Annotated in this window: 18 protein-coding genes and 1 pseudogene; 2 read left to right on the top strand and 17 right to left on the bottom strand. The window is 37.5% G+C overall.

Going from position 1 to position 21,201, the window contains the following annotated elements; genetic code table 11:
- Positions 1-41: 41 nt before the first annotated feature.
- Complete coding sequence (locus TCA2_RS11660; protein WP_238546357.1) at positions 42-641, bottom strand: hypothetical protein; 600 nt, start codon at positions 639-641, stop codon at positions 42-44.
- Positions 642-922: 281 nt separating this feature from the next.
- Between TCA2_RS11660 and TCA2_RS11665 the strand changes: the two genes are divergently transcribed.
- Together TCA2_RS11665 and TCA2_RS27860 are read left to right on the top strand one after the other, a co-directional pair.
- On the top strand, positions 923-1,651 hold the full coding sequence (locus TCA2_RS11665; protein ID WP_052511923.1) for a PadR family transcriptional regulator: 729 nt from the start codon (positions 923-925) through the stop codon (positions 1,649-1,651).
- Positions 1,652-1,846: 195 nt separating this feature from the next.
- Entirely contained in the window at positions 1,847-1,972 is a 126-nt protein-coding gene (locus tag TCA2_RS27860; RefSeq protein ID WP_274337119.1) for a hypothetical protein, read from the top strand.
- A 390-nt stretch (positions 1,973-2,362) separates the two neighbouring features.
- Here TCA2_RS27860 and TCA2_RS11670 read toward each other — a convergent pair whose 3' ends face one another.
- The 16 genes and pseudogenes from TCA2_RS11670 to TCA2_RS11755 all read right to left on the bottom strand — a co-directional run bounded on the left by TCA2_RS11670 (position 2,363) and on the right by TCA2_RS11755 (position 21,193).
- Complete coding sequence (locus TCA2_RS11670) at positions 2,363-3,943, bottom strand: RHS repeat domain-containing protein (protein WP_081872443.1); 1,581 nt, start codon at positions 3,941-3,943, stop codon at positions 2,363-2,365.
- A gap of 20 nt (positions 3,944-3,963) precedes the next feature.
- Positions 3,964-4,344, bottom strand: a pseudogene (locus TCA2_RS11675) (transposase); the annotation flags it as partial.
- A gap of 425 nt (positions 4,345-4,769) precedes the next feature.
- Complete coding sequence (locus TCA2_RS11680) at positions 4,770-5,351, bottom strand: hypothetical protein (protein WP_047911791.1); 582 nt, start codon at positions 5,349-5,351, stop codon at positions 4,770-4,772.
- A 13-nt stretch (positions 5,352-5,364) separates the two neighbouring features.
- On the bottom strand, positions 5,365-10,815 hold the full coding sequence (locus TCA2_RS11685) for an RHS repeat domain-containing protein (RefSeq protein WP_047911792.1): 5,451 nt from the start codon (positions 10,813-10,815) through the stop codon (positions 5,365-5,367).
- 131 nt (positions 10,816-10,946) lie between these two features.
- Positions 10,947-12,716, bottom strand: coding sequence for a S8 family serine peptidase (locus TCA2_RS11690; RefSeq protein ID WP_052511925.1), 1,770 nt, complete (start codon positions 12,714-12,716; stop codon positions 10,947-10,949).
- A gap of 26 nt (positions 12,717-12,742) precedes the next feature.
- On the bottom strand, positions 12,743-13,021 hold the full coding sequence (locus tag TCA2_RS11695; RefSeq protein WP_047911793.1) for a hypothetical protein: 279 nt from the start codon (positions 13,019-13,021) through the stop codon (positions 12,743-12,745).
- Between the two features lie 742 nt (positions 13,022-13,763).
- Entirely contained in the window at positions 13,764-14,201 is a 438-nt protein-coding gene (locus tag TCA2_RS11700) for a DUF5946 family protein (RefSeq protein ID WP_047911794.1), read from the bottom strand.
- Between the two features lie 156 nt (positions 14,202-14,357).
- Positions 14,358-14,732 (bottom strand): DUF2750 domain-containing protein, encoded by a 375-nt coding sequence (locus tag TCA2_RS11705; protein ID WP_052511927.1) that lies wholly within the window; start codon positions 14,730-14,732, stop codon positions 14,358-14,360.
- 300 nt (positions 14,733-15,032) lie between these two features.
- The gene (locus TCA2_RS11710; RefSeq protein WP_047911796.1) at positions 15,033-15,272 is read right to left on the bottom strand and encodes a hypothetical protein; all 240 of its coding nucleotides are present in this window, start codon (positions 15,270-15,272) and stop codon (positions 15,033-15,035) included.
- 83 nt (positions 15,273-15,355) lie between these two features.
- Positions 15,356-15,631, bottom strand: coding sequence for a hypothetical protein (locus TCA2_RS11715; RefSeq protein ID WP_047911797.1), 276 nt, complete (start codon positions 15,629-15,631; stop codon positions 15,356-15,358).
- Between the two features lie 1,912 nt (positions 15,632-17,543).
- Positions 17,544-17,849, bottom strand: coding sequence for a hypothetical protein (locus TCA2_RS11730; RefSeq protein WP_052511929.1), 306 nt, complete (start codon positions 17,847-17,849; stop codon positions 17,544-17,546).
- Positions 17,850-17,860: 11 nt separating this feature from the next.
- The gene (locus tag TCA2_RS11735; protein WP_052511931.1) at positions 17,861-18,319 is read right to left on the bottom strand and encodes a polymorphic toxin-type HINT domain-containing protein; all 459 of its coding nucleotides are present in this window, start codon (positions 18,317-18,319) and stop codon (positions 17,861-17,863) included.
- 199 nt (positions 18,320-18,518) lie between these two features.
- Entirely contained in the window at positions 18,519-19,091 is a 573-nt protein-coding gene (locus TCA2_RS26155) for a hypothetical protein (RefSeq protein WP_152557714.1), read from the bottom strand.
- Between the two features lie 101 nt (positions 19,092-19,192).
- On the bottom strand, positions 19,193-19,783 hold the full coding sequence (locus TCA2_RS11745) for a hypothetical protein (RefSeq protein ID WP_047911801.1): 591 nt from the start codon (positions 19,781-19,783) through the stop codon (positions 19,193-19,195).
- 145 nt (positions 19,784-19,928) lie between these two features.
- Positions 19,929-20,426: a helix-turn-helix domain-containing protein gene (locus TCA2_RS11750; protein WP_052511935.1), complete on the bottom strand. Its 498-nt coding sequence runs from the start codon at positions 20,424-20,426 to the stop codon at positions 19,929-19,931.
- Positions 20,427-20,551: 125 nt separating this feature from the next.
- The gene (locus tag TCA2_RS11755) at positions 20,552-21,193 is read right to left on the bottom strand and encodes a hypothetical protein (protein ID WP_047911802.1); all 642 of its coding nucleotides are present in this window, start codon (positions 21,191-21,193) and stop codon (positions 20,552-20,554) included.
- Between the last annotated feature and the right edge of the window lie 8 nt (positions 21,194-21,201).

The following is a 21,201-nucleotide window of genomic DNA, read 5'->3' on the forward strand; positions in this document are numbered from 1 at the left end:
CTTTTTGTATATCCAGATCATTTAATTAACTTAGAGCATCCTTATTCATAGCCCAGCTGTTCAGCATATTCATCGAATTCTTCCTTGGACTGCTCAATCAATTCTTGGCCCGTCTTCACCTTGGCATTACCTTGAGTAAGCAGTGTACGGTTAATGGTGTACTTCGATAGTGCACGCTTATACAGAAGGTATCCTTCGAGCTGGTTGTAGCTTCCTCGAGTTAATTTGTTATGGATTTTTTGCAGCTCCGCATTTTCCGGCTTGATCTGCTTCAGCTGTGACACATATTTCGTATAGTTAGGCACTACTGTATTGTTGAATTTCAGGAACAAAGATTTACGGTTTGAAGAGGATATGTACAACGTACTCGGTAGTGCTGAGAAAGCTTTTTCCTCATACTGTGCAATCGCAAGCAATTGATCGAGATAGTTCTCAAAATCCAGCTCATCAGCAGTTAATTCAACCTCTTCGCCCTCGATAATTACAGAATCATCGGTTTGGTTTGGCGTGCTCGATTCGCTGGTCTCTGTTGTACCTTCGACTACTGTTGCTGCAAGAGAAACAGAAGGAAGAAGCGTGCTCGCGGTAAATACTGCACTTAATGCTAGAGCGAGTAACCAAGTTTTGTTCTTTTTCATCATTCATAACTCCCATTCTATGTTGTTTTTAAACACTTGGATAATCTAACATAAACTATGATGATATTTACAGGTAATAATTTACATATATCCTAAAATAGTTCTCGTAACATCCTGCTTACACATTTCCGTAAGGAGTAGGGGACTTGCGAATGAGTTAGGCTGACATTGAAAAATAGGCATGTGGTCTCAAAAATACAGCGTAAAAAACCAAATTTTAGTTTGACATTAACGATATATCGCTATATTATTACGATATATCGTTAATGAGGAGTGGAAGTCATATGAAGTTTCAAGACGGACACAGGAAACAGAGACATTTTGCAGGGCACCGGGATTATTCTGTTGAAGGACATGAATATGTAAAGTACCGGCATGGAGGCTCACGCGGAGATCATCGAGGCGGACGAGGAGAAGGCAGACATCGTTTCTTCGGAAGAGGTGAATTTAAGTTTGCTTTGCTGGAGTTATTAGTCATTGAGCCAATGCATGGTTATCAGTTAATTAAGGCCATGGAAGAAAAGACAGGCGGATTGTATGTTCCCAGTGCAGGATCCGTATATCCCAATCTGCAGCTATTAGAAGACATGAAGCTGATCAGAAATACAGATACGGATGGAAAGAAGCTGTATCATATTACCGAGGAAGGCTTAGCTGTATTGGCAGATAGAAAGAAGGCTCAAGATCAACCTCGGGAGCATTGGGAAGAACGTAGACGTCATCTGCGTCCGGAAAAAGAAGCGGGAAGACACCATCTACGTGGCTTGATGAAGGAGAAGCCAGAACTTTTGTTTCTTATGGCGGATGTTGTAAAAGAAATCAAGCTTAATCCGGAATCAGCGCAGGCTGTACAGATCAAAGAACTTATGGATCAATTTCAGACACAACTGAGTGATATCTTAAGAACTCAACAGAATAATACGCATCTTGAAGATGAAGCTGCAGGATCAGGATCTACAGATACGGATCTGGATTCATCTATGGATAACGATCTGGATCAATCTCAAGAATAAAAACATTGAGAGGCAATATACTTTCTAATAATACCTGTAATGATTTAGAGCGTAAGTTAACGCTTTCACAACGAAGCCGCATAACAAATGCGGTTTTTTTGTACAGAAATATGAAGCAGAGCTACGGATGATAAAATCATTGAAGAGTTGAAACTTTTGCTTCATTTATAGTGTTAACTTAGAAGATTAATCCTCATGGCTATAGTACTGACCATCGAAGTAGTTGCCATTGAAGTAAATATGAAAAGAAAAATGGAAAACGATAAATTGATGCTGGAACGACTTGATCAGATCATTGATGAGCTGCAACGTTTGAAATAACCATGTTTAGTTAAACATTAAGAATAAAGAATATAATGAATATATTCAATAAGAAAAGAAAAAATCATATTTATCTATACAAAATGAAAGAAAACTCGAGGCAAGTAATTTAAGTTGGTCACATTAGTACATAAAAGGACTGCGATAAAACCGAGGCAAGTAATTTAAGTTGGTCACATTAGTACATAAAAGGACTGCGATAAAAATAATGCTATTTATTTCTGTAATCTTTACTATATGTTCACAAAACCCGTATTTTGTACATATGTTTCTATTCCTCATTTTTGCAGCATAAGCCCCAACAAACCTTGTTTGGTGAAAGAAATTTATGATTTTTGACGAAAAGAAACCACATGGAGTTATTACACTCGCATGTGGCAATAAGATAGTTTATAATGATGTTATTTCCATCCTAATCTCATCTAATTCTGCTCTCAGTTTTTTAAACAATTGTTGATTGCTCTCAGTTTCTATATTTTTAAAATCTGTTTTCCCTAAAAATGCCATATAGATACTTATTAATTTCATTTGAATATCTTTTTCCTTATCTTGATAATCGTTTTCAAAGAATTTATCAAGCCTTTCTATTTCAGATTTCGGTAACCCCTTTTTCTCGATTGATGCTTCAAGAACATCCACCACATATTCTGCATCTTCCTTAAATTCATTACTGCTCCCCATTGAACAACACCCCTCAATCATGAATATTAGTAACAATGCAACTACTATTACTATAGAACGCAAACTACTTTCCCCCTTTTTCTTAGGTTTGAAGTCAAAATCAGGGGGGTATAAATGATTAGCTTCAACATAGTTTTTTGCTTGTATTGTTGTCATCGATCTAATTCCTTTTCCATCATCTAAATAAAATTCATAAAATATTTTACCTTTATTTATGAATTCAATATCCATGTATAAATCACCTTCGACTATTATGCCTATAATTGCTTTATGTTGAACACCTCTAGTGAGATCATTATTTGCATCTTGGTATTTTGTGAGTTGCTCCTCCGCATCCTCATAGTATCCGTCGGTATCACCATGTAGAACATCTCTCCTAGCTTTCACCTCCCACATTTGTCCATCCCCCGTAACTATATCCACCCAATAGTGCTTATTTGGCCACCATTTAATTTCCTTTTCTACATGAAATTCTAATGTAGTGTTTAAACCCGTTTCTAAATGAATTGCTTTTGCTGCATGAATTTGTGCTATTTCATGAAGGGCTAAATAGATTCTATCGTCTCCGTTTGCATTTAAAACAGCATCAGATAACTCAAGATTCGTATATTGCGTCCCATCATTCCTACCACCTAAGAAATCCTTTAAGAATCCATTTAGGAGATTTTTAGCCATGTGACCACTAGGATCCGTATACTTCAACGGATTATTCTGCACATACGCATACAAATTCAACGTCTGCGGGCTATTGATATCCCCTTCATACGTATCCTCATTTATAAACCGGCCGATGTTAGGATCATACCAACGAGCTCTTAGGTATTGCAAATTAGTTGACGGATCCCAATACTCCCCTGCATAAAGGAATGGATTAGTAACTTTTTCTGTTTTTGAGATAGGTTTCCCCCATAAATCATAGGTGTATGAGTTTAATATTTCTCCAGTCGAATCAACTATATACTCCACATCACCGTGGCCGTTTAACACATAATACTGTTTTTCACCTTGTCCATCTACACGGTAATTAAGCTGATTACCGTTACGAACATAACTGGCTACTTTCTTAATTGATCCGTCCGTTTGTACACTGCCTTCTGCAATGATATTACCGTACTGATCATAATAGTAGCGGCTGGTATTCCCATGTTCAGTACGCTCAATCATTAAGTCATCGCCATTATATTGATAAGTGACCTTTGTCTGATCTGTTGTTGTGACCTCGGTTAGTCGATCCCAATTATCATATACGTAATTTGAATTGGTGTCTTCAGGAACCTGTTCACTTTGCAACGTCTGCCGATTTCCTTACTTCCATCTTTGACTAGCTTCATATCGTTCTTGGTCGGCGAATTGTTGTCCAATTCTTTGCTTTTCTTCACGTGCAGCGGATTAACTACACCGCATAAAACTTGTTGTTCTTCCAGGTAATACGCGAGGTTCAGCCAATAATGGCCGGTGGGTTCCATGCCAACTATGACGTCTTTGAACTCTTGCTCCGTTGCAATCTTCTGGAACCATCTAACGAATAATTCAAAGCCTTCTCGATTATTTTCAAACGTAATTGACCTCCCGAGCTCGATTCCGCGGTAGTCCTGCGCTCGGGCCACATGTTTGAATTTTGCGATGTCGACACCGACAATTAAAGTAGAAGAAGTGATTTGATTAATCCGTTCATTTTGAGTAGAATTCATCTTGTAGTCTCCTTGGTTTGTATTTGGATCCTGTCGCTGGCCAGCATCTAGGACCCATAGACATCATACCAAGGAGTCTTTCTGTTTCTCAAACCTCGTATTTCTTCATAATAGGAATGCTGCCCGTAAGCTTAATGAAATAGATGTAAACTTTAGTTAGATTATTTATCTAATCGGTAATTCGACCATGTTCTTGTCCTTGGCTCGGGACACGAACTTGTACCGATAAAACAAAAAAAGCCGCTAAATAACGACTTTCAATGGGAATATGTTCTTGTCCCTCGACAACTTTGATGAAAACGCCGCCCATGAGGCGGTCTTCACTTTGTTTATGGACTCTGCCACCCGATTAAATCTGCACTTGGTGGGGCTGCTATCAAAAAAGAAACCACATGGAGTGTTACACTCGCATGTGGTTAATGGCTCTACTCTAAATATTTAGCCCAAACGTTATATAAATCTATAAGGTTATTATTCCCTGTTCCTTTTACTACTTTAGTAGCACAAGTATTAACAATTCTTATGGGGTTTAGGGCCACATCTTTATTAAATCCAATGATTATTGGCCTATTTACATCAGCAAAGTTTCGCGGTTTATAAATTACTCCCCATTTGAGTTGACTAAACTGTTGGAGAAACACATTACCAAAGTAAATTCCAATATCAATGATTATTGTTTCTGTTTCTCCACCAAATTTATCCTCATTTACTATTACTTCTGATTTAAGCCATTCCGGTATTTCATTGTGTTCTTCCTGTAACTCCTCCCTTGACTTTTTTACCAATTCAATCCTTGGTACGAACCAATTCCACAAGTAATTTAAAGACTCTGGAGTAAAGTCTAATTTTTCAACTATAAACCCTTCACTACCTCTAAAATATTCAATTAGTGTTTGTATTCTACTTTGTTGACTCTCCAAGAACCATTGAAAAAAAATATCTGCTTCTCTTTTATTCATAATTTCAAATGGAATAAACTCGAATGGGATTATAAATTTAGGATACATCGATAGTCCTCCATTATTTAAATATATATTTGATACCGTAGCTCGCAAGAGCATCTAATACTCTTTGATCAGCCCCAATCTTACCTGTACTGGGACTTCTAAAAAATACCCACGTAGCCCCATCTATTGACCCATTGCTCAATAACTCTGCATCTTTACTTATTTGTGTCATTACTTTTGAAGAATAGTTGACAAAACCCATTTTTGATTCATAAGCAATACCATTTGATAACTGATCTACATATCTTCCTCCTAAAGTTGTTTTAAAGTATTGATTGGGCTTTCCTCCAACAAGTTCTGCAAGTTTAAGTTCACCAAGCACTCCTACTTGAGAGTTTCTGGCAACTCTGGTCACACTTGCTGCTGCAGAAGCAACTTTTGGCACTTTTGGTATACTTACATGCAAGGATATTAAAAGCCCGTTCAGATACTGTTCAAATGCCGCTTGATCATATTGATATTTCGTCTCGAATGCAAACATTAGTTGCTCCTTAGCCCACGAAGCTTGACCTGAAGAATAACCTGACAATGTTGCCATATTAAATAAATATTTAAACTTATTGTTCCCATCTTCTTTAGCATCAGGAAAGAAATTCAAAGCTTGAGTTCCCAGATTGGATCTTATTCTCCAATATCTTTCTGAGTTTGTGCCATCTTGTTTTGCAACATCTAAAAGAGTGCCCACAACATGACCTTGACTTGCATGTCCAGTTGGATCCGTATAAATCAACGGATTATTTTGCACATAAGCATACAAATTCAAAGTCTGCGGACTGTTGATCTGCCCTTCATACGTATCCTCATTTATAAACCGTCCAATGTTTGGATTATACCAACGGGCTCTAAGATATTGTAAATTAGTTGACGGATCCCAATACTCTCCTGCATAGAGAAATATATTTGAGACTTTCTCATTTTTCGAGATTGGTTTACCCCATAAATCATATGTGTAAGAATTTAAAATTTCTCCATCTGAGTCAACTATATACTCCACATCACCGTGGCCGTTTAATACATAATACTGTTTTTCGCCTTGTTCATCCACACGGTAATTAAGCTGATTACCGTTACGAACATAACTGGCTACTTTCTTAACAGACCCATCCGTTTGGACGCTGCCTTCTGCTATGATATTACCGTATTGATCGTAATAATAGCGACTTGTGATACCATTTTCAGTACGCTCAATCATTAAGTCATCGCCATTATATTGATAAGTGACCTTTGTCTGATCTGTTGTTGTGACCTCGGTTAGTCGATCCCAATTATCATATACGTAATTTGAATTGGTGTCTTCAGGAACCTGTTCACTTTGCAACGTCTGCCGATTCCCACGAGTATCATAATCATATACTTCCTGGAATAAGGATGACGTCTTAATTCGATCTAACTCATCATACGTGAAGGAATGCGTGATACTATCTTTAGTTTGGGTGGTAATATTACTGTTATCATCATATTGATAACGGTAATTTGCAGCTGATAGACTTGGATGCTCATATTCAAGTGATGATAGCTTAAGACCTTCAAAGCTATACGCAGCTGTAATTCCATTTCCTCTCGTTTTTGTCTTCACTGAACCGTTCGCGTTATACGTATAGGCTCCGTCTTGGCCACCATTTACTTTCTCAATTCGACTCATTGTATCATAGTCAAATGTCACAGAATCATTAAACGGTCCTGTTTGATTTTTTACATTACCCCGCTCGTCATATTGGTACACTAATTTTTTCTGGTCTGGATAGGTAATAGACTGTAGTTCACGTGTATCTTCATCATACGCATAACTCGTTATTCCAGAACTATCACTCATACTATTGCGAAGACCATCAAGGGTATAGGTGAATTGTATCGTTTCTGATCCATCCTGCCGGAATTCCAAGCGATTTAGAGTATCGTAATCGTATTTCAGTACTACACCTGTCCGTGTGTGATGCTCTTTAAGATTACTGTTTCCATCATACAAATAGGTTTCTTGTTTCCCGCCTTGCTGCTGACTCACTTTCAGACGACCCGCTTCATCATATAGTTTCTCTGTGAAAGAGCCATCCGGGTAAATGATTTTAGTTAGATTTCCCGTCAGATCATATTCGTATGAAGTTTTGTTTAATTTAGCATCGGTAACACTCTTTACATTACCTAAGAAATCATAGTCATATTTCGTGACTTGTTTCTTTGCATCTTCAATCGTTTTTACATTTCCGATATAGTCATAGCTTAATTTTTCAATCTGAGTCACTTTGGATTGAGCTGGGTCATTGGAATTCATTGCGGTTTCGACGGTCGAAACCGGTTGTCCCATTTGATCCATTGTGGTTTCTATTTTGTTACCCAATCCATCCACTTCAGTGCTCTTTAGATCAATTACATTTTCAATTGTTGTATATTTGCTGTTGTCAGGATAGGTGATTATTGTTTTTAGACCGTTTGATAATGACTGATAATCATAGTTTGTTACATTTCCTACTGCATCTTCTTGATAATCAATCCGGCTATAATTATCATATTCGATCTTTTGTTTAGCTACATAACTGCCGTTCTTATAAATCCCTTGTTGAGTCTCACGTCCAAGCGGATCGAATTGAATCTCAGTAACAGCTCCTGTTTCACTTGTTTGCGTGATCGTATTCTTATCATCATCATAATCGGTGCTTACGATCGTCTGATCTGGATTCGTTATCTTAAGAAGCCGGTCCAATTTATCAAACTCATAAGAAGTTACCAAATTCTTACCGTCGATATATTTCAGCATGTTACCAGTAGCCAGGTCATACTCTGCTCCAATTTTTAGAGTAAACGGTTTACCCGCACTATCGATACCACTCGTTTGCTGTGATGTAATAAACGCATTTTTATATTTAGGATCATACTCAAAGGCCTGAACGGATTCTTTCGTTAAATCTTCGGCATCGAGTTTCGTTTTGACTTTCGTCACATTTCCATATGAATCATAATCGTAATCGCTCATACCGAGCAGCTTGCCGTTCTGACTGTTTTCTTTTTGAGTTACCACGTCTGGATCGCTATGGCTTGTTTTCGTAACTTCGGTATAGATCTTCCGGCCTTCATCCACAGGCTGCAGTATGGTATGAACCAAATTCGTTCTAGGATGGTACGTATACACAATCGTGACACCTTGTTCATCGGTTTGAGAAGTTATATTCCCATAGGCATCATACTCTGTTTTAGTTGACTCGGTTCTTGTTTTTCCGGTTTGAATATCCTTATATGAAGTACTCGTTTCGCTTGGGGTCGTCAGCTGCTTCGCACGATCATAAGTGTAATTTACCGAAGTTTCGAGCCCGCTTTGCTCTTGTTTAATGTTCGCTAAATAATACGTCGTTGGTGTGGAGGCATCAATATAATCTTTATCATATTGATAGGTCGTCTTGGCCAATCCATCATCTGTGACGGTAGAGAACGTAAGATCGGAACCGTATGAGCTGCCGATGTCTTTTGGATAATCAAAGTTAACGCGGTTACTTGCCGTATAGGTTGGCTTTTGTGTATCCGGATTAAGAGTTACAATACGGTCTTCCCGTGAGTAAATTTGGTACGCCTGGTTCACAGCATCAGGGCCAACATACCGGGTCGTTGGAAGAGATTTATACTCATATTTTGTTTCTGCACCCGTTGGATGGTAAACCGTGTTGATCAAGGCGTAGCCATTCGAAATTCCGGTAGAAACATTATCATCAAGCATATTGTATCTTGTGTCTGTTGCTTGTGTGTACTCGTAACGAGTCACCCGGTTTTCTGGATCCGTCACCCGATCTAGTATCTCAATTTCATTACCGTTATTTTGAATCGAAATTTTAGAATAGGTAATTGTTTTCGTTCCACTCGTAACGACAACTTTAGATTTTGAATAGGTGATATTGATTTCGTTACCTAATGGGTCTGATATTTTACTAAGCAAGGCTCTGCCATAGTCGGCCGATGGAGCATACGCAAAATCAATATAGTTGCCATAGGAGTCTGTCATCTTAATTAAATGACCATCTGCATTAAAGTATTGCTTACTGCCATCTATGGAGCTAAGAATATATTTATAGGTTTGCTGCTGCTGATTCACTGAAATGGTACCTGATTGATCTGCAATCGAAATATCATCCCATGGATAACCTTTCAAAGAACTGCCATCTCGCTCATACGTTCCTCCGCTGGCTAGATGTACATAGGTACCGTCCTTAATGTAAGGAATGTTCCAAGACCAACCTTTCCCTAAAGGGAACCAGGTATCTTCATACGTTTTAATCGTTGTCTGGCTGGATACCCATTTTCCTTCTGTGTTCGGCTCTACATCTATTCTTGCGGGTTGCACTTCTCCACTCTTGGAGTCTATATCATATAGCTTAATGAGATACTCTGTTTCATCTGTACCCGTAATCTCAGCATCATCAAACAGATATTCCGTTGAACCAGCGAGACTATTTAACAGATTCAGCTCTGCTTTAGCTTCACTTTCCTGAATATATTGATGGCGTAAGAATTCACCTGTCGTCGATTCACCGGTATATTCCATACTAACATCAACACTCTGAACTGAATTATCAACGTACGTATAAATATCTCTTTTCTTGTATCCATTCACACTTTCAGACCATGGACTCGTGTAAGATGGTTTTGCATTTTGCAGTTTACTCGCCAACTTATCTGCATCACTTTTCTTGATGGAACTGTCGAGTGTCCACTCGTCGGTACCGATGACTTGGATTTCACTATCTGTACCGTCTGTCTTAGCATATTCTCGCTTATGCAGCATCTGGAATTTAGGAGCAAACAATAAGCGGTATGTTCTTTCCCGGCCTTTAAAGAATACAGAATAGATGAGGTCATCATCGTCATAAATGGTGCTCTTGATATCATAATACTGAGAATCTGAGGAGTTATAAGATCGGGTAAGATTAAAAGAAAGTCCATTTCGACCCGGCAGTGTTATATCGGCTGAAGAAAGCGATAAACTCCCATCTAAGGTTGAAATAGATTCACCTGTGGAGCCAATGGAATAAGGAGCATTATTCGTTTCTAAATCCAGATTGTTTAATGTTTCCTTATCCACCGGATTTTCAACTGCAGCTGCTGCTGTCACATTTGAGTCCTTGTTTGCTACAGTCGATTTCTCTTTCTCTACTTTAGGCTTAGTCGCTAATTTGTCTACAACACTTTCATCTTTGGATCGATTCAGCGTGACTTTTGTAGCTTTCCCTAGCGCTTGTTCTAAAGTAATTTCTTCCGTTGCCTGGTTCATATAAGCTACTGATATTTCACTAGCGGTATGGCCCTTATCTAGTAGAGACTGGATTTCACTCTCATCTTCATTAAAAGATTTTGCGATTTCTGCACGCTGACTTTTTTTATCCGTGTCATCTTTCTTTGCTTCTGCTAAAGAAAAAGGAACGGATGTGATAAGCAAAACAAGAATCATGAATATAGATAAGTATCTCGCCCAGTTGTTTTTCATATGTTCCCCCAAGTGACTGTTCTAGTTGTTCGCTCATTACTGTAAATATGGATATGCATTATATGTTTGACCTTCAATAATAAGTGGAATGGACTGAGGTAGCGCTCCTGGCCCATCTGTGGTTAGGTTCACTACGGGAGATGTCGCGCCTGCGTTAGGATCCGTAGGGTCAACAGATTTAACTCGAATAGAATAGCCGTATTTGGAGTCAGATTAGTTAACTTTTTGTTTGTCGTAGTCACACTGCTGTGAAGCACTCCATTTACTAAGATCTTATAGGTAGTGACATCTTTTACAGGATTCCAAGTCAGTAACAAGCTGTTTTGTGTCACTTTGGAAACGGAGACGCCTGTAGGTGATTCCGGTGTTACTGTAAAGATTTCTGGTGTCATCTTGTACATACCTTCTGGATAATAGTACGTATATTTGACAGAATAAGTGCCTAGACTCCAGTTGGAAGTATCACATGCTAATGGAGGATTCGGTGCAGTTTGTCCAGCTTTAAAGTTACCTGTATATGTTCCAGAGCAGACCCGTGCAGTATCACTGTCGACCCCAATGTCTAATTTAGTCCAACTGCTATATCCAGTAGGTGGAGTAGGTACACCTCTATCTAGATAAGCGACTGCACCACGTTCAACTGCAGCGATACTTATTTCACCATTTCCATCTTCTTCAGGCTGAGTGTCATCCTCATAATCCGATTGAAATGGAGGAAGAGCAGAATCGACAATGTCTAATGACTTCGCTAAGTTAATGAGACCTTGTCCATACTCTTGTTCATTTCCCAGTTCGGTAGCATTTTCTATGATCAATTCCTCGATCTTCATGGAATCTGCAGTTTTGTTTTGGGACCATAATACTGCAGCTGCACCAACCACATGAGGAACGGCCATTGAAGTTCCTGACAAATTTCCATAACTTCCATTCTTGGTTGTGCTTCGAATATCTACGCCAGGAGCCACAATATCCAAGTTCTCTCCTGTGCTTGATAAGTTCGCTCGTACGTTGGATTTGGTAGTTGCGCCAACTGAAATGACTTCAGGATATAACGCAGGATACATTTCCGTTTCTTCGCCAAGTCCTTTGTTCCCGGCAGCAGCAACCATCATGATTCCGGCAGCTTCAGCTTCTTTAATTGCTCGATGAAGCGCTTCACTTTCTTCCGTACCTGTAAAACTCATGGATACAATGTTCATTTTATTGTCGATTGCCCATTCAATACCTTCAATAACTTGGTTATATGTTCCAGTACCATCCGAACCAAGAACCTTAACCGAATATAATTCCACATTTGGTGCGATACCGACTATACCCTGATTATTCTCTTGCGCTGCAATTGTACCTGCTATGTGCGTACCGTGGCCATGATTATCGGCATAATTTGGTGTTCCATTGAGAATATTGATTCCACCCGCAATTTTTAGATCAGGATGGTTTGATACGCCTGTATCTAATACGGCAACTTTAATGTCGTTGCCCTTATTATGCTGTTCTTCCAGCATGTGAGCTCCAATAGCTACATTGCCCCAGGGAACTTCCTCTGCATTGATTACTTCTTCTGTTATCTCCCCAGTGGAGGAGGTAATGGCATCTATGGACACCTTAGCATTGGGTTCAACAAACTCAACACTATCATCTTTTTTTAAAAGCTCTACTTCTTCATTACTCAAACTGATCTCAGAAGTATTATGATTTTTGAGTTTATCTTTCTCTTTATTAGAAATCTTGTTGTCCTTCAGCACTTGTTGAGAATTTTCATTTTTCTTGAAAGATACGATGTATTCTTTAGTTGAGGATGATTTTTTAGATTCTTGAGAAGTGGCATCAACTTGAATGAAACTGAAACCAAAAAATATAGACATTAGTATTAATATACTGGTGAGCTTTTTAATTTTCATCTCTTTCCTCCTGATGTGGAACTCTACTACGGAGCTGGGGTGGTCGTAACTGATTTCGTATTCCCGTTATCATCGTAAATATAATTACGAGTGTACTTCACACCATCTTTGTAAAAAGTGAGCTGCTTAAGGCGATTCATAGAATCGTACTGGTAGGTTTGTACTTCGTTCTGAGTATTCTCCGTTGCAAAAGCAGTTGAACTAGTTGTCTTTGGATCATTATTATTGCTGAAATTAACAAAGACCACTGATAATAAGGAAAGGATAAGACAACTCATTACAATTTTCTTCTTTCCATGCTTCAAAACTTCCACTCCTATCTATTTTATTGGTACACATATACTCTAATCTCAACTCCCTCCAGATATGTGCTTTAGCATAGTACCATAAGTTGTAAGTATTAATGAAGACGGTAAATTATTACATTAAAACAACTATAAATGAATATGTGTTAATCCCTTATTAACTGAATATTTATTGCGAAAAAATATTGAAAGGATCAATTGATATCTGCCTAATTGGTCAACCGTACAGGTTCTCGTTCTTTCTTCATTCCAGTTCTAATTCTCTTGGGTACTGAACAAACCAGCTACTTTATTTAATTCTCCATACAATAACTTTTCCTGAATCAACATTTAACCTATTCTGTTTTGTTCTCCTTGTAGTAGATGTTACGAGTGCGAAGGTACTTTTGTGACTTGAACTACATGTGCTTCTTATTTAGATATACATCTAATCGGTAATCGGCCCATGTTCTTGTCCTTTTCGGTAATCGGTACAAGTTCTTGTCCTTGGCTTGGGACACGAACTTGTACCGATAAAATAAAAAAGCCGCTATTTAGCGACTTTCAATGGGAATATGTTCTTGTCCCCCGACACGTCCTTTTCGGAAAGGGCGTAAATACGGCTGTGGAGCCTGTTAGAATTCTGTTTTGGAACATGCCGAGTACCGTTCGGCCAAGGAAACGTGCCGCGTTCCAGCCGGTTTATTTGGCGAGCGAAATAGTCCCCTGACTGCCGCTGTTTGCTGTACTATAATCCATCCTATCATCTTTTCAAAACAAGCGGTCCCATCTCTTGCATAGTGGTACGTCCCCATTGCTCAATAAGCTTGCAATAACTTTCCGCATCATGCATCTGCGCGGCCATATCGGCGATTGTCATCGACCAGGCCACCTTGGGAAGAGGCTGCGCATCCGCCAGCCTTCGAATCCCCTTGTTGCGTCCTGGTCCTTGGGCCGCATCCTGGCGAATCATCTCCGTGGTGTGGCCTTTTTCCAGGTATTTTCGCAGTTCGGTTTGCACCCAGACATACAATTCATCGCTGTAGCCCTCATGTTGAACCATGTGGCATGCGACGGTGAGAAAATGAACCCGTCCGTAATCGGGATCCGTGAACTCGAGTGCCAAAAATTCGCTGAAAATCGATTCGCAGGTCTTCTCCCCAGTATGAACGGCGCCGCACTTTGTGCATGTTTCAGACACAAATAACACCTCCTTTCACATCCATTGATAGACGCATAAGTTTGGAATGTGATGAATTAGGCTACCATTTATTCTGCTGCCCGTTAGTGGAGCGAAGAGCTTCCACACGGTAGCCATTAAGCATTCAACTATCGTTTCCCGTTAGCGTAACGTTGTTCAGTACTTTTCAAGTTCTTGATCCAAATCGTTTAGCAGTACGTTAACCGTAAGAACAGCTGAATCATTTCTATTCCAAAAAATTGATGGCTTATACTGGTCTTCCTCAATACCTGGTAACCACTCATTGATAAACTCATCTAAAGAGATACTCTGTGCTTTATAATTAGACCACTCTTCAAAAGCACAATATTCCGCAAATTCTCTCTTTGGCCAGAATGGAATCATCATGCTTCCATCGTCGTCTGAAGTCATTGCCCATCCGTCATCATACAATCCCCAAACTTCTTCAAAATCAACAACCTTCTTAATAAAATACTCGTATCGAATATTCGCGGGAAGTTTTATAACTGCTTCGAATTCTTTATGATTCAAAATTATCTTCTCCTAGTGATTAAACTAAAGTTTCCCGTTAGTTTAGCAAGCAAGACTAATCCGGTTAGCGTAATGGTTCGCCGAGGATTGTGAAAAAGAAGACGTTTTGAGTCTTGGTACTTCCCCAAATTAGTCGACACCCTGCAAGCTCTAACCTGCGATGCAACCTTTTTAATAACATCCATAAATTCAACTAAGAGCTGATTGTAGCTTTGTTCCAATCCAATTGACTAGGCTGATTATTTGTTTTAACATCAAGCATTCCAATTTTGCATTATCCTTAAAAACAGCAGTATAAATCTATTCTTTAATTTCTTTTGCTACATTTTTTAGATAATCAATATTTACATCTTCAAAGACTGTATTTATCGTATATGCATATTTTTCAGAAATTAAATGAATAGCTCTTCTATATTCCCCATTAATATAGACAGCTTTAAAACCATTAATTTCTCCAGTTGTTACTTTTGCATCAGGGTAAATTCCAGAAGTATAGAATGCAACTGCTGAATCCGGAGATATATTTAATGGTACTTGCATAATATCAACAGCTGATCCACTGTTTAAAATATAGTTTGCTCTAGCTTCAAGTTGATCTTCTCCAAGCTCAGTAACATAACTTCCTAATAGTTTAACAATTGGATTATTTGTTGTTGCCCTAGAATAATTTTTGAATTAGCTAAGTCTAACGGTATATGAATTTCATCACTTGGCACTGTATTAATAGGTTTAATCGTAACATTCGTGTTTTTTTCTTGTTCATGCGAATCTTCCAAATTAGACTTCTCAGCTATACTCGTATTATATTTACCCTCTGCTGCGAAAGTTTGATAAGTATAAGTGCTTCCTCCAACTAACAATCCTGCCACAAGAACAGCACCTACAATTTTTTTCTTCATAATTAAGTTCCCCTTTAAGTATTTTTTCCTCTAATTCCAGTATTATTATAGTCCTTATAATTTTATTAGTTATTATTAATATAGTCAATTTTAAAGTGAAATTATATAGCATTTCGAACCTGTTTTAAGTACAGAGGCATTAATGGCAAGCTATACGAAATAAAAATCATCAGTAAAAATACTACAAAGAATCAGACCCACAAAATCAACTTGTGGAGTTAGGATAAAGAAAAATTAATTATTCAGAAAAACATATTAACATCTAGAAAATTGTGTTTAATTAGGTTATATTTAAACCCAACACTAATAAGGGTGGGAAATTAATGAAAAACAAAAAAACTACGCCATTTTAATCGCTTCGACTTCTCTAGCTGCAATCTTACTGGTCTCATTACCACAAGTTTATGCAGCTGATAATACTCCTGTAAACACAATAATTACTGAGAATAAAAATACACTATATATAGAATCCAATATCCAAAAGGGATTTCCTGTTCCATCCAATGCATTAAAAACTGAATCTGGTTCTTATAATGCCGATTTATTAGTAGAAAGATATGAACTTGAAGGATTAAAATTTGAGAATAGTATACCCGAAGAGTATGTTAATGAAATAGTTAAACAGGGTTGGAAAGAGATAAAAGAAGAGCAAATGGGAGGAATGAGAGTTTTTAGTAAAGATGGCGAAAAAGTTAATATTGTTACTCAAAATGGATTTTTCCAAATTTGCAAAGAAATTAAGTAACCATCATTGATTTTATAAAGGAGTCAAGCTCAATTTTCACCTAACAGAGAGTCCATCTAACACTATTTGCTAGTAAACTAAATCTAACATGAAAAGATCGATTCAATAAGAATCGATCTTTTCATTTGTCCCGGTATGTATTTATTAAACTAACCTGCCCGTTAGCTTAATGAAATAGCTGTAGAATTCAGTTAGATATTTATCTAATCGGTAATCGGAACATGTTCTTGTCAATTTCGGCAATCGGTACAAGTTCTTGTCCTTGACTCGGGACACGAACTTGTACCGATAAAACAAAAAAGCCGCTAAAATAGCGACTTCAATGGGAATATGTTCTTGTCCCTCGACAATCTCCGATGTTTCAATAAGTGTTTCCGTAGGATGATCGTATACATGAATTAGATTCCATCCTCGAAGAAATACGTTAGTACTTTCTAGTTCTACTTTAATTTTTTCCATAATAGAACAAGTTTTCTTTCGTCCTTAAAGAGAACACATCGCCTACCCGTGGTTTTTTTCTGCTTTTCTTTTGTAATAATAGTTCAGTAAACTCCTCCATAGTATCACCCACCTCATTGTTTCTTAAACCACTGTTCTGCCCAATTCATAGCTGATCCATACCATGTTCGATATGTCCCAATACTTCTCATTGCGTTTTGGAATTGAGGGTTTAGATTTCTCGCATAAGTCTCAATTGCTCTCGCTTGTCTTCTTTGTACTGGAGTTTCAGTTATTACTTCTAGTGTATCAAATCTTCCACCATGCTCTTTTGCTCTTCTCACTGTATCATTGGTTATACCCACGTACACCCTCTCTCCATCTTTAATTCCATAGTATACATAACTATTTTTTGGACCATAAGACCAATCGCGACAAGAGTCTTGGTTATGAGTCCAAATATGCAGATTAGAGACATAGTACGTATGGAAATCTTTTACTCTAAAATTATAGACTGATGTATGCTCTTTTTTCACCTCAACGTAACGGAATATAGTTATTTAGGGTATAAGATTCAAGCATTGCATGTGCGTACAGGCATATTAGAGGAATATCATACGATGGTGATGAGGGTTAAGTTCTTTGAAGGTGTACCGCCCGATTCATTCGGCACTGGGTGGAGGTAAAAGAAAGACCTTGAGGATTACCGCCCCCAAGGTCAAGTTAATATTATAGTTTTGATTTAACAGCAGTAACTGATTCTTCAATATATTTCTTAAGTTCAACTACTGTGCGGCAAATTTTTTGGTATATTGGTTTTTCCCATTCAAAATCCTCAATTATCACAACTCTGAAATGTCCATCCTTAGAGAAAGAGGGAAACCATCCAATATCAATAATAAATCTATTATCATAATTAACTTGAAATAAGTCTTCTTTCAAATTATCGAGCTGATTTTCTATTGAATCATGCTCGTCTATTTGTATATCATTATAGACAATTTTCCCTGGCTCAAAATTAACATTTTTGAACAAAATCATCGCTCCTATTTTAATAGTTTATTGTATTCGGCTTGAGTAATAGGATGACCGTGTATAGTCCCACCACTATACTCGACTCGAACATATTGAGTTTCGACACCCTCACTAGCCCCAATGACTTTATCGAATTTCATTACCTTCCAAGTCTTCCCATTGGTTACTTGAGTACCATTTTCCCATACGTTTCTTTCAAGTGCCTCGACGTCTGTTCCTAACACATATTTAGCAGGACCACTTTTGGTTGATATAACGGTGTCTTTCCATGTCATATTCTTTGAAGCAAAATGCTTGTAACCATGAGCGGTCCACTCGCAATTAGAATTGTGAACCCAAATCCCAAGGTCACTGACAAAGTAAGTATGGAACTCATCAACCGTCATGTTGTAAACCGTTACCTGTTTGTGTTTGTGCAACAGTTCGATGCTGTCAATCTTGAGTGTATTCCCATCACTCTGAACAAGCAAGTCTCCGACCTTGAGGTCTTTGACATACGTCCATCCCTTGCCTTCTACCCGTTATAGGTCGATTCAATCACTTGGTCGCCCACATGGACAAAAAGCCTTCGACCTCTGCAGCGGCTCTACCTTTCTCATTAAATTAAGGCATCTGAATACAATAAAAATAACAAGGTCAGTTTAACTGACCTTGTTATTTTTTTGAGATTTACTTCAAATTGTACTTTTCCATGATTTGAGAATAGAATTCTTCGTACTGTTGTGACTGATCTCCAATAGATTGACGTTCTGATTCACTTTGAATTCTGCTCACTGAATTCTCTTTATGATTGAGACTAAATTTACCCAGATTATCATTAATAATGCTGTAATCTCCAAAGGTATTTTTCATTAAGAAAATTATACTTTGGTCACCCTTCTGAAGTTCTACATAACCATCACTTGTTAATTTAGTATCACCGTCTAAACTAACTGGCTCAATTATTGAAATTGTTTCCTGTTCTTCAGAGAATTCTTCAGGTTTCTTTAAGATCTTATCGATTTTTATTTCAGTCAAAGTATAAAAATCTTGTATTGCTCCATCATCATAATTGGTTATTACATGCTTTCTGTTTTCAAAAGTTTCAGTCGGTGTTCCAACAATAATTAATTCCGCTACTTGATCAAGATTATCGACAGTATTAAAACGAATTGAATTTGTGCTAATAGAAACAGTATTTGAATAAGTAGGTTCTTCTACTAAACTCGCTCCTGTATCTACTGAATTTGTATTTGAATTCATGTTTAAAGTCCACACAAATGTAGACAAGATAATAACTAGTAAAATTGAAAAGAAGATTATATTTCGTCGATTTCGTATCATTTTTTCCTCATCCTTTCTACTTAATTACCCCATTTATTTCTAATAGAAATAATATCGTAAGATGTCGGGCCAATATTTTGAACTCCCTGTCTCATAACTGAATTTATGGTTGAGTTATCCGGAACATGATCTTGTGCTAAAGAATGTCCAATTTCATGAGTAGCATTTGAGACAATTTGTTGGCGAGTAAGTCCGAATTTCTCTATATTATTATGATATATTGATACATTACTATAGGCCCAGGTCTCATTCGCAGTTGCTGCAATGTATCCCCCTGTACTTGTTCTTTTAAATCCTTCTTGCTGACCAAGCCGAGTTGCTATAGAAGTTACACCTACATAATATTTATCCGGCGTTCCATTTGCATTCAATACTCTAGTAATATTCACAGAATCTGCCGTGTCGTTCCAGCTAAAACGAGCATCATCATAAGCTGATACATATCCATATGAGCTAACTGACTCTGTATAATAAGCTGTGAAATTTGCACTCGGTCGTCCACCTGAAAAAGAAAGTGCAGTTGCCTCTACAGAAAAAAGGGAGGACGCTAAAGGAATAGAAACAAGACACAGTATGAGTTTTCTTATTGTTTTTTTGTTTGTACTTAACATAAAAACACCCTTTCTAAAGTATTATGCAAAATTTATTTCTTGGAACCAGTATTGTAGAACCCCCCTCCTTTTCTACAATTTTACAATAATATAAATATATTATAAATAGAAAACGTTTTCAACTAGTAAATAGATTTTTACGAACTTATACCGATAACATAAAAAAAGTCACTAAAATAGCGACTTTCAATGGGAATATGTTCTTGTCCCCCGACATTAAACGTTCCTGTTCACGAACCCAAGCGTACACCTGCTGATAAGATACACCGTACTTTTCCATCGCTTTTTGATAATCCAAATTATTAGCGATTGTATATTGTGCAATTTCAATGCGTTCTTCAAAAGTTGTTTTACGTCCTTTGTTCATATGAGATAGTGCTTTTCCCTTACGTGTAGATTTCAATTCTATCTCATTAGTATACTTGATAGCAGCAAGCTTCAATTCCTTTGAATATGATTTCCACGTATTCGATTCTTTTAACCCATCCAAACCATCTGCTTCATATTTTCTTATCCAATCCTTAACCGTACCCTTGCTAATTCTAAGCTGTTTTGATTCATAGTTTGGATTTGACCTACGTTCAAGACAACGCTGAACGGCTTGTAATTTTACTTCTAAGGAAATAGGACTTCTTTTTGACATTAGAAAAACTCCCATCATTGTAGCGGTAGAAGTTTTTTTCTACTATCTACTATGATGGGAGCATATCAACTTTCAATGGGAATATGTTTTTTCCCCGACAAATCGCAAGTGGCTCTAAGGCAATACTATTGAGATAAATGATTCTGGGCTTTTCGGAATAAAGAAAGCTTCGATTTTTTGTCTTGTTCCGAATTAAGTGGTTCAGTAAACATTTTCAGCCCTTCATCTGTTACAGCATTTTTATCTAAAGCATAATCAAGAGTTTTAAATGCCTTAATATCGATTAACATTGTTATTTCTACTGGCTTTAATTTATTTCCTGCCCTAACAATTTCCCGACATTTGAAAGCGGCTGACTCTTTGATAAATGCTTTACTTGAAAAAATCTTTTCTATAATTTCAAGTTGCTTTAAAGAAATAATGTCGCTCTTCAATGCATTGATAAACAAACTTTCAACAGCAAGGAATTTATTTTGAGAGTATTCATTTAACATTGCCTGCATAAGTTCATTTGAAAGAGAATCCAATCCAGATAGACGATGATAAAAATACGACCATACTAGATGTTCTTTTAAATGAGGATGTATAGTCATTTTGTCTAAAACTGGATGCAAACGATTAATTGCTTGTGGTGATAACACTCTGTGCAGACCCAACTGTTCATTCAAATCCATACATCCAAGTAGCTGATTTACTTGAAGTACCAAGTCATCACCTTGAATATGATTACCTTTCAATAGGGCAATCATTTCTTCTGTTGCTTTCACTTAAAGAA

Source organism: Paenibacillus sp. TCA20 (assembly GCF_000732325.1).
In the GTDB taxonomy this organism is placed as follows: domain Bacteria; phylum Bacillota; class Bacilli; order Paenibacillales; family Paenibacillaceae; genus Paenibacillus; species Paenibacillus urinalis.

Excerpts from the sequence above, each read along its gene's own strand:
- TCA2_RS11745 (WP_047911801.1), bottom strand. The coding sequence starts at position 19,783 with ATGTTAAGTACAAACAAAAAAACAATAAGAAAACTCATACTGTGTCTT.
- TCA2_RS11710 (WP_047911796.1), bottom strand. The coding sequence starts at position 15,272 with ATGCAAGTACCATTAAATATATCTCCGGATTCAGCAGTTGCATTCTAT.
- TCA2_RS11690 (WP_052511925.1), bottom strand. The coding sequence starts at position 12,716 with ATGAAAATTAAAAAGCTCACCAGTATATTAATACTAATGTCTATATTT.
- TCA2_RS11685 (WP_047911792.1), bottom strand. The coding sequence starts at position 10,815 with ATGAAAAACAACTGGGCGAGATACTTATCTATATTCATGATTCTTGTT.
- TCA2_RS11750 (WP_052511935.1), bottom strand. The coding sequence starts at position 20,426 with ATGTCAAAAAGAAGTCCTATTTCCTTAGAAGTAAAATTACAAGCCGTT.
- TCA2_RS11680 (WP_047911791.1), bottom strand. The coding sequence starts at position 5,351 with ATGTATCCTAAATTTATAATCCCATTCGAGTTTATTCCATTTGAAATT.
- TCA2_RS11665 (WP_052511923.1), top strand. The coding sequence starts at position 923 with ATGAAGTTTCAAGACGGACACAGGAAACAGAGACATTTTGCAGGGCAC.
- TCA2_RS26155 (WP_152557714.1), bottom strand. The coding sequence starts at position 19,091 with ATGAATTCAAATACAAATTCAGTAGATACAGGAGCGAGTTTAGTAGAA.
- TCA2_RS27860 (WP_274337119.1), top strand. The coding sequence starts at position 1,847 with ATGGCTATAGTACTGACCATCGAAGTAGTTGCCATTGAAGTAAATATG.
- TCA2_RS11715 (WP_047911797.1), bottom strand. The coding sequence starts at position 15,631 with ATGAAGAAAAAAATTGTAGGTGCTGTTCTTGTGGCAGGATTGTTAGTT.
- TCA2_RS11660 (WP_238546357.1), bottom strand. The coding sequence starts at position 641 with ATGATGAAAAAGAACAAAACTTGGTTACTCGCTCTAGCATTAAGTGCA.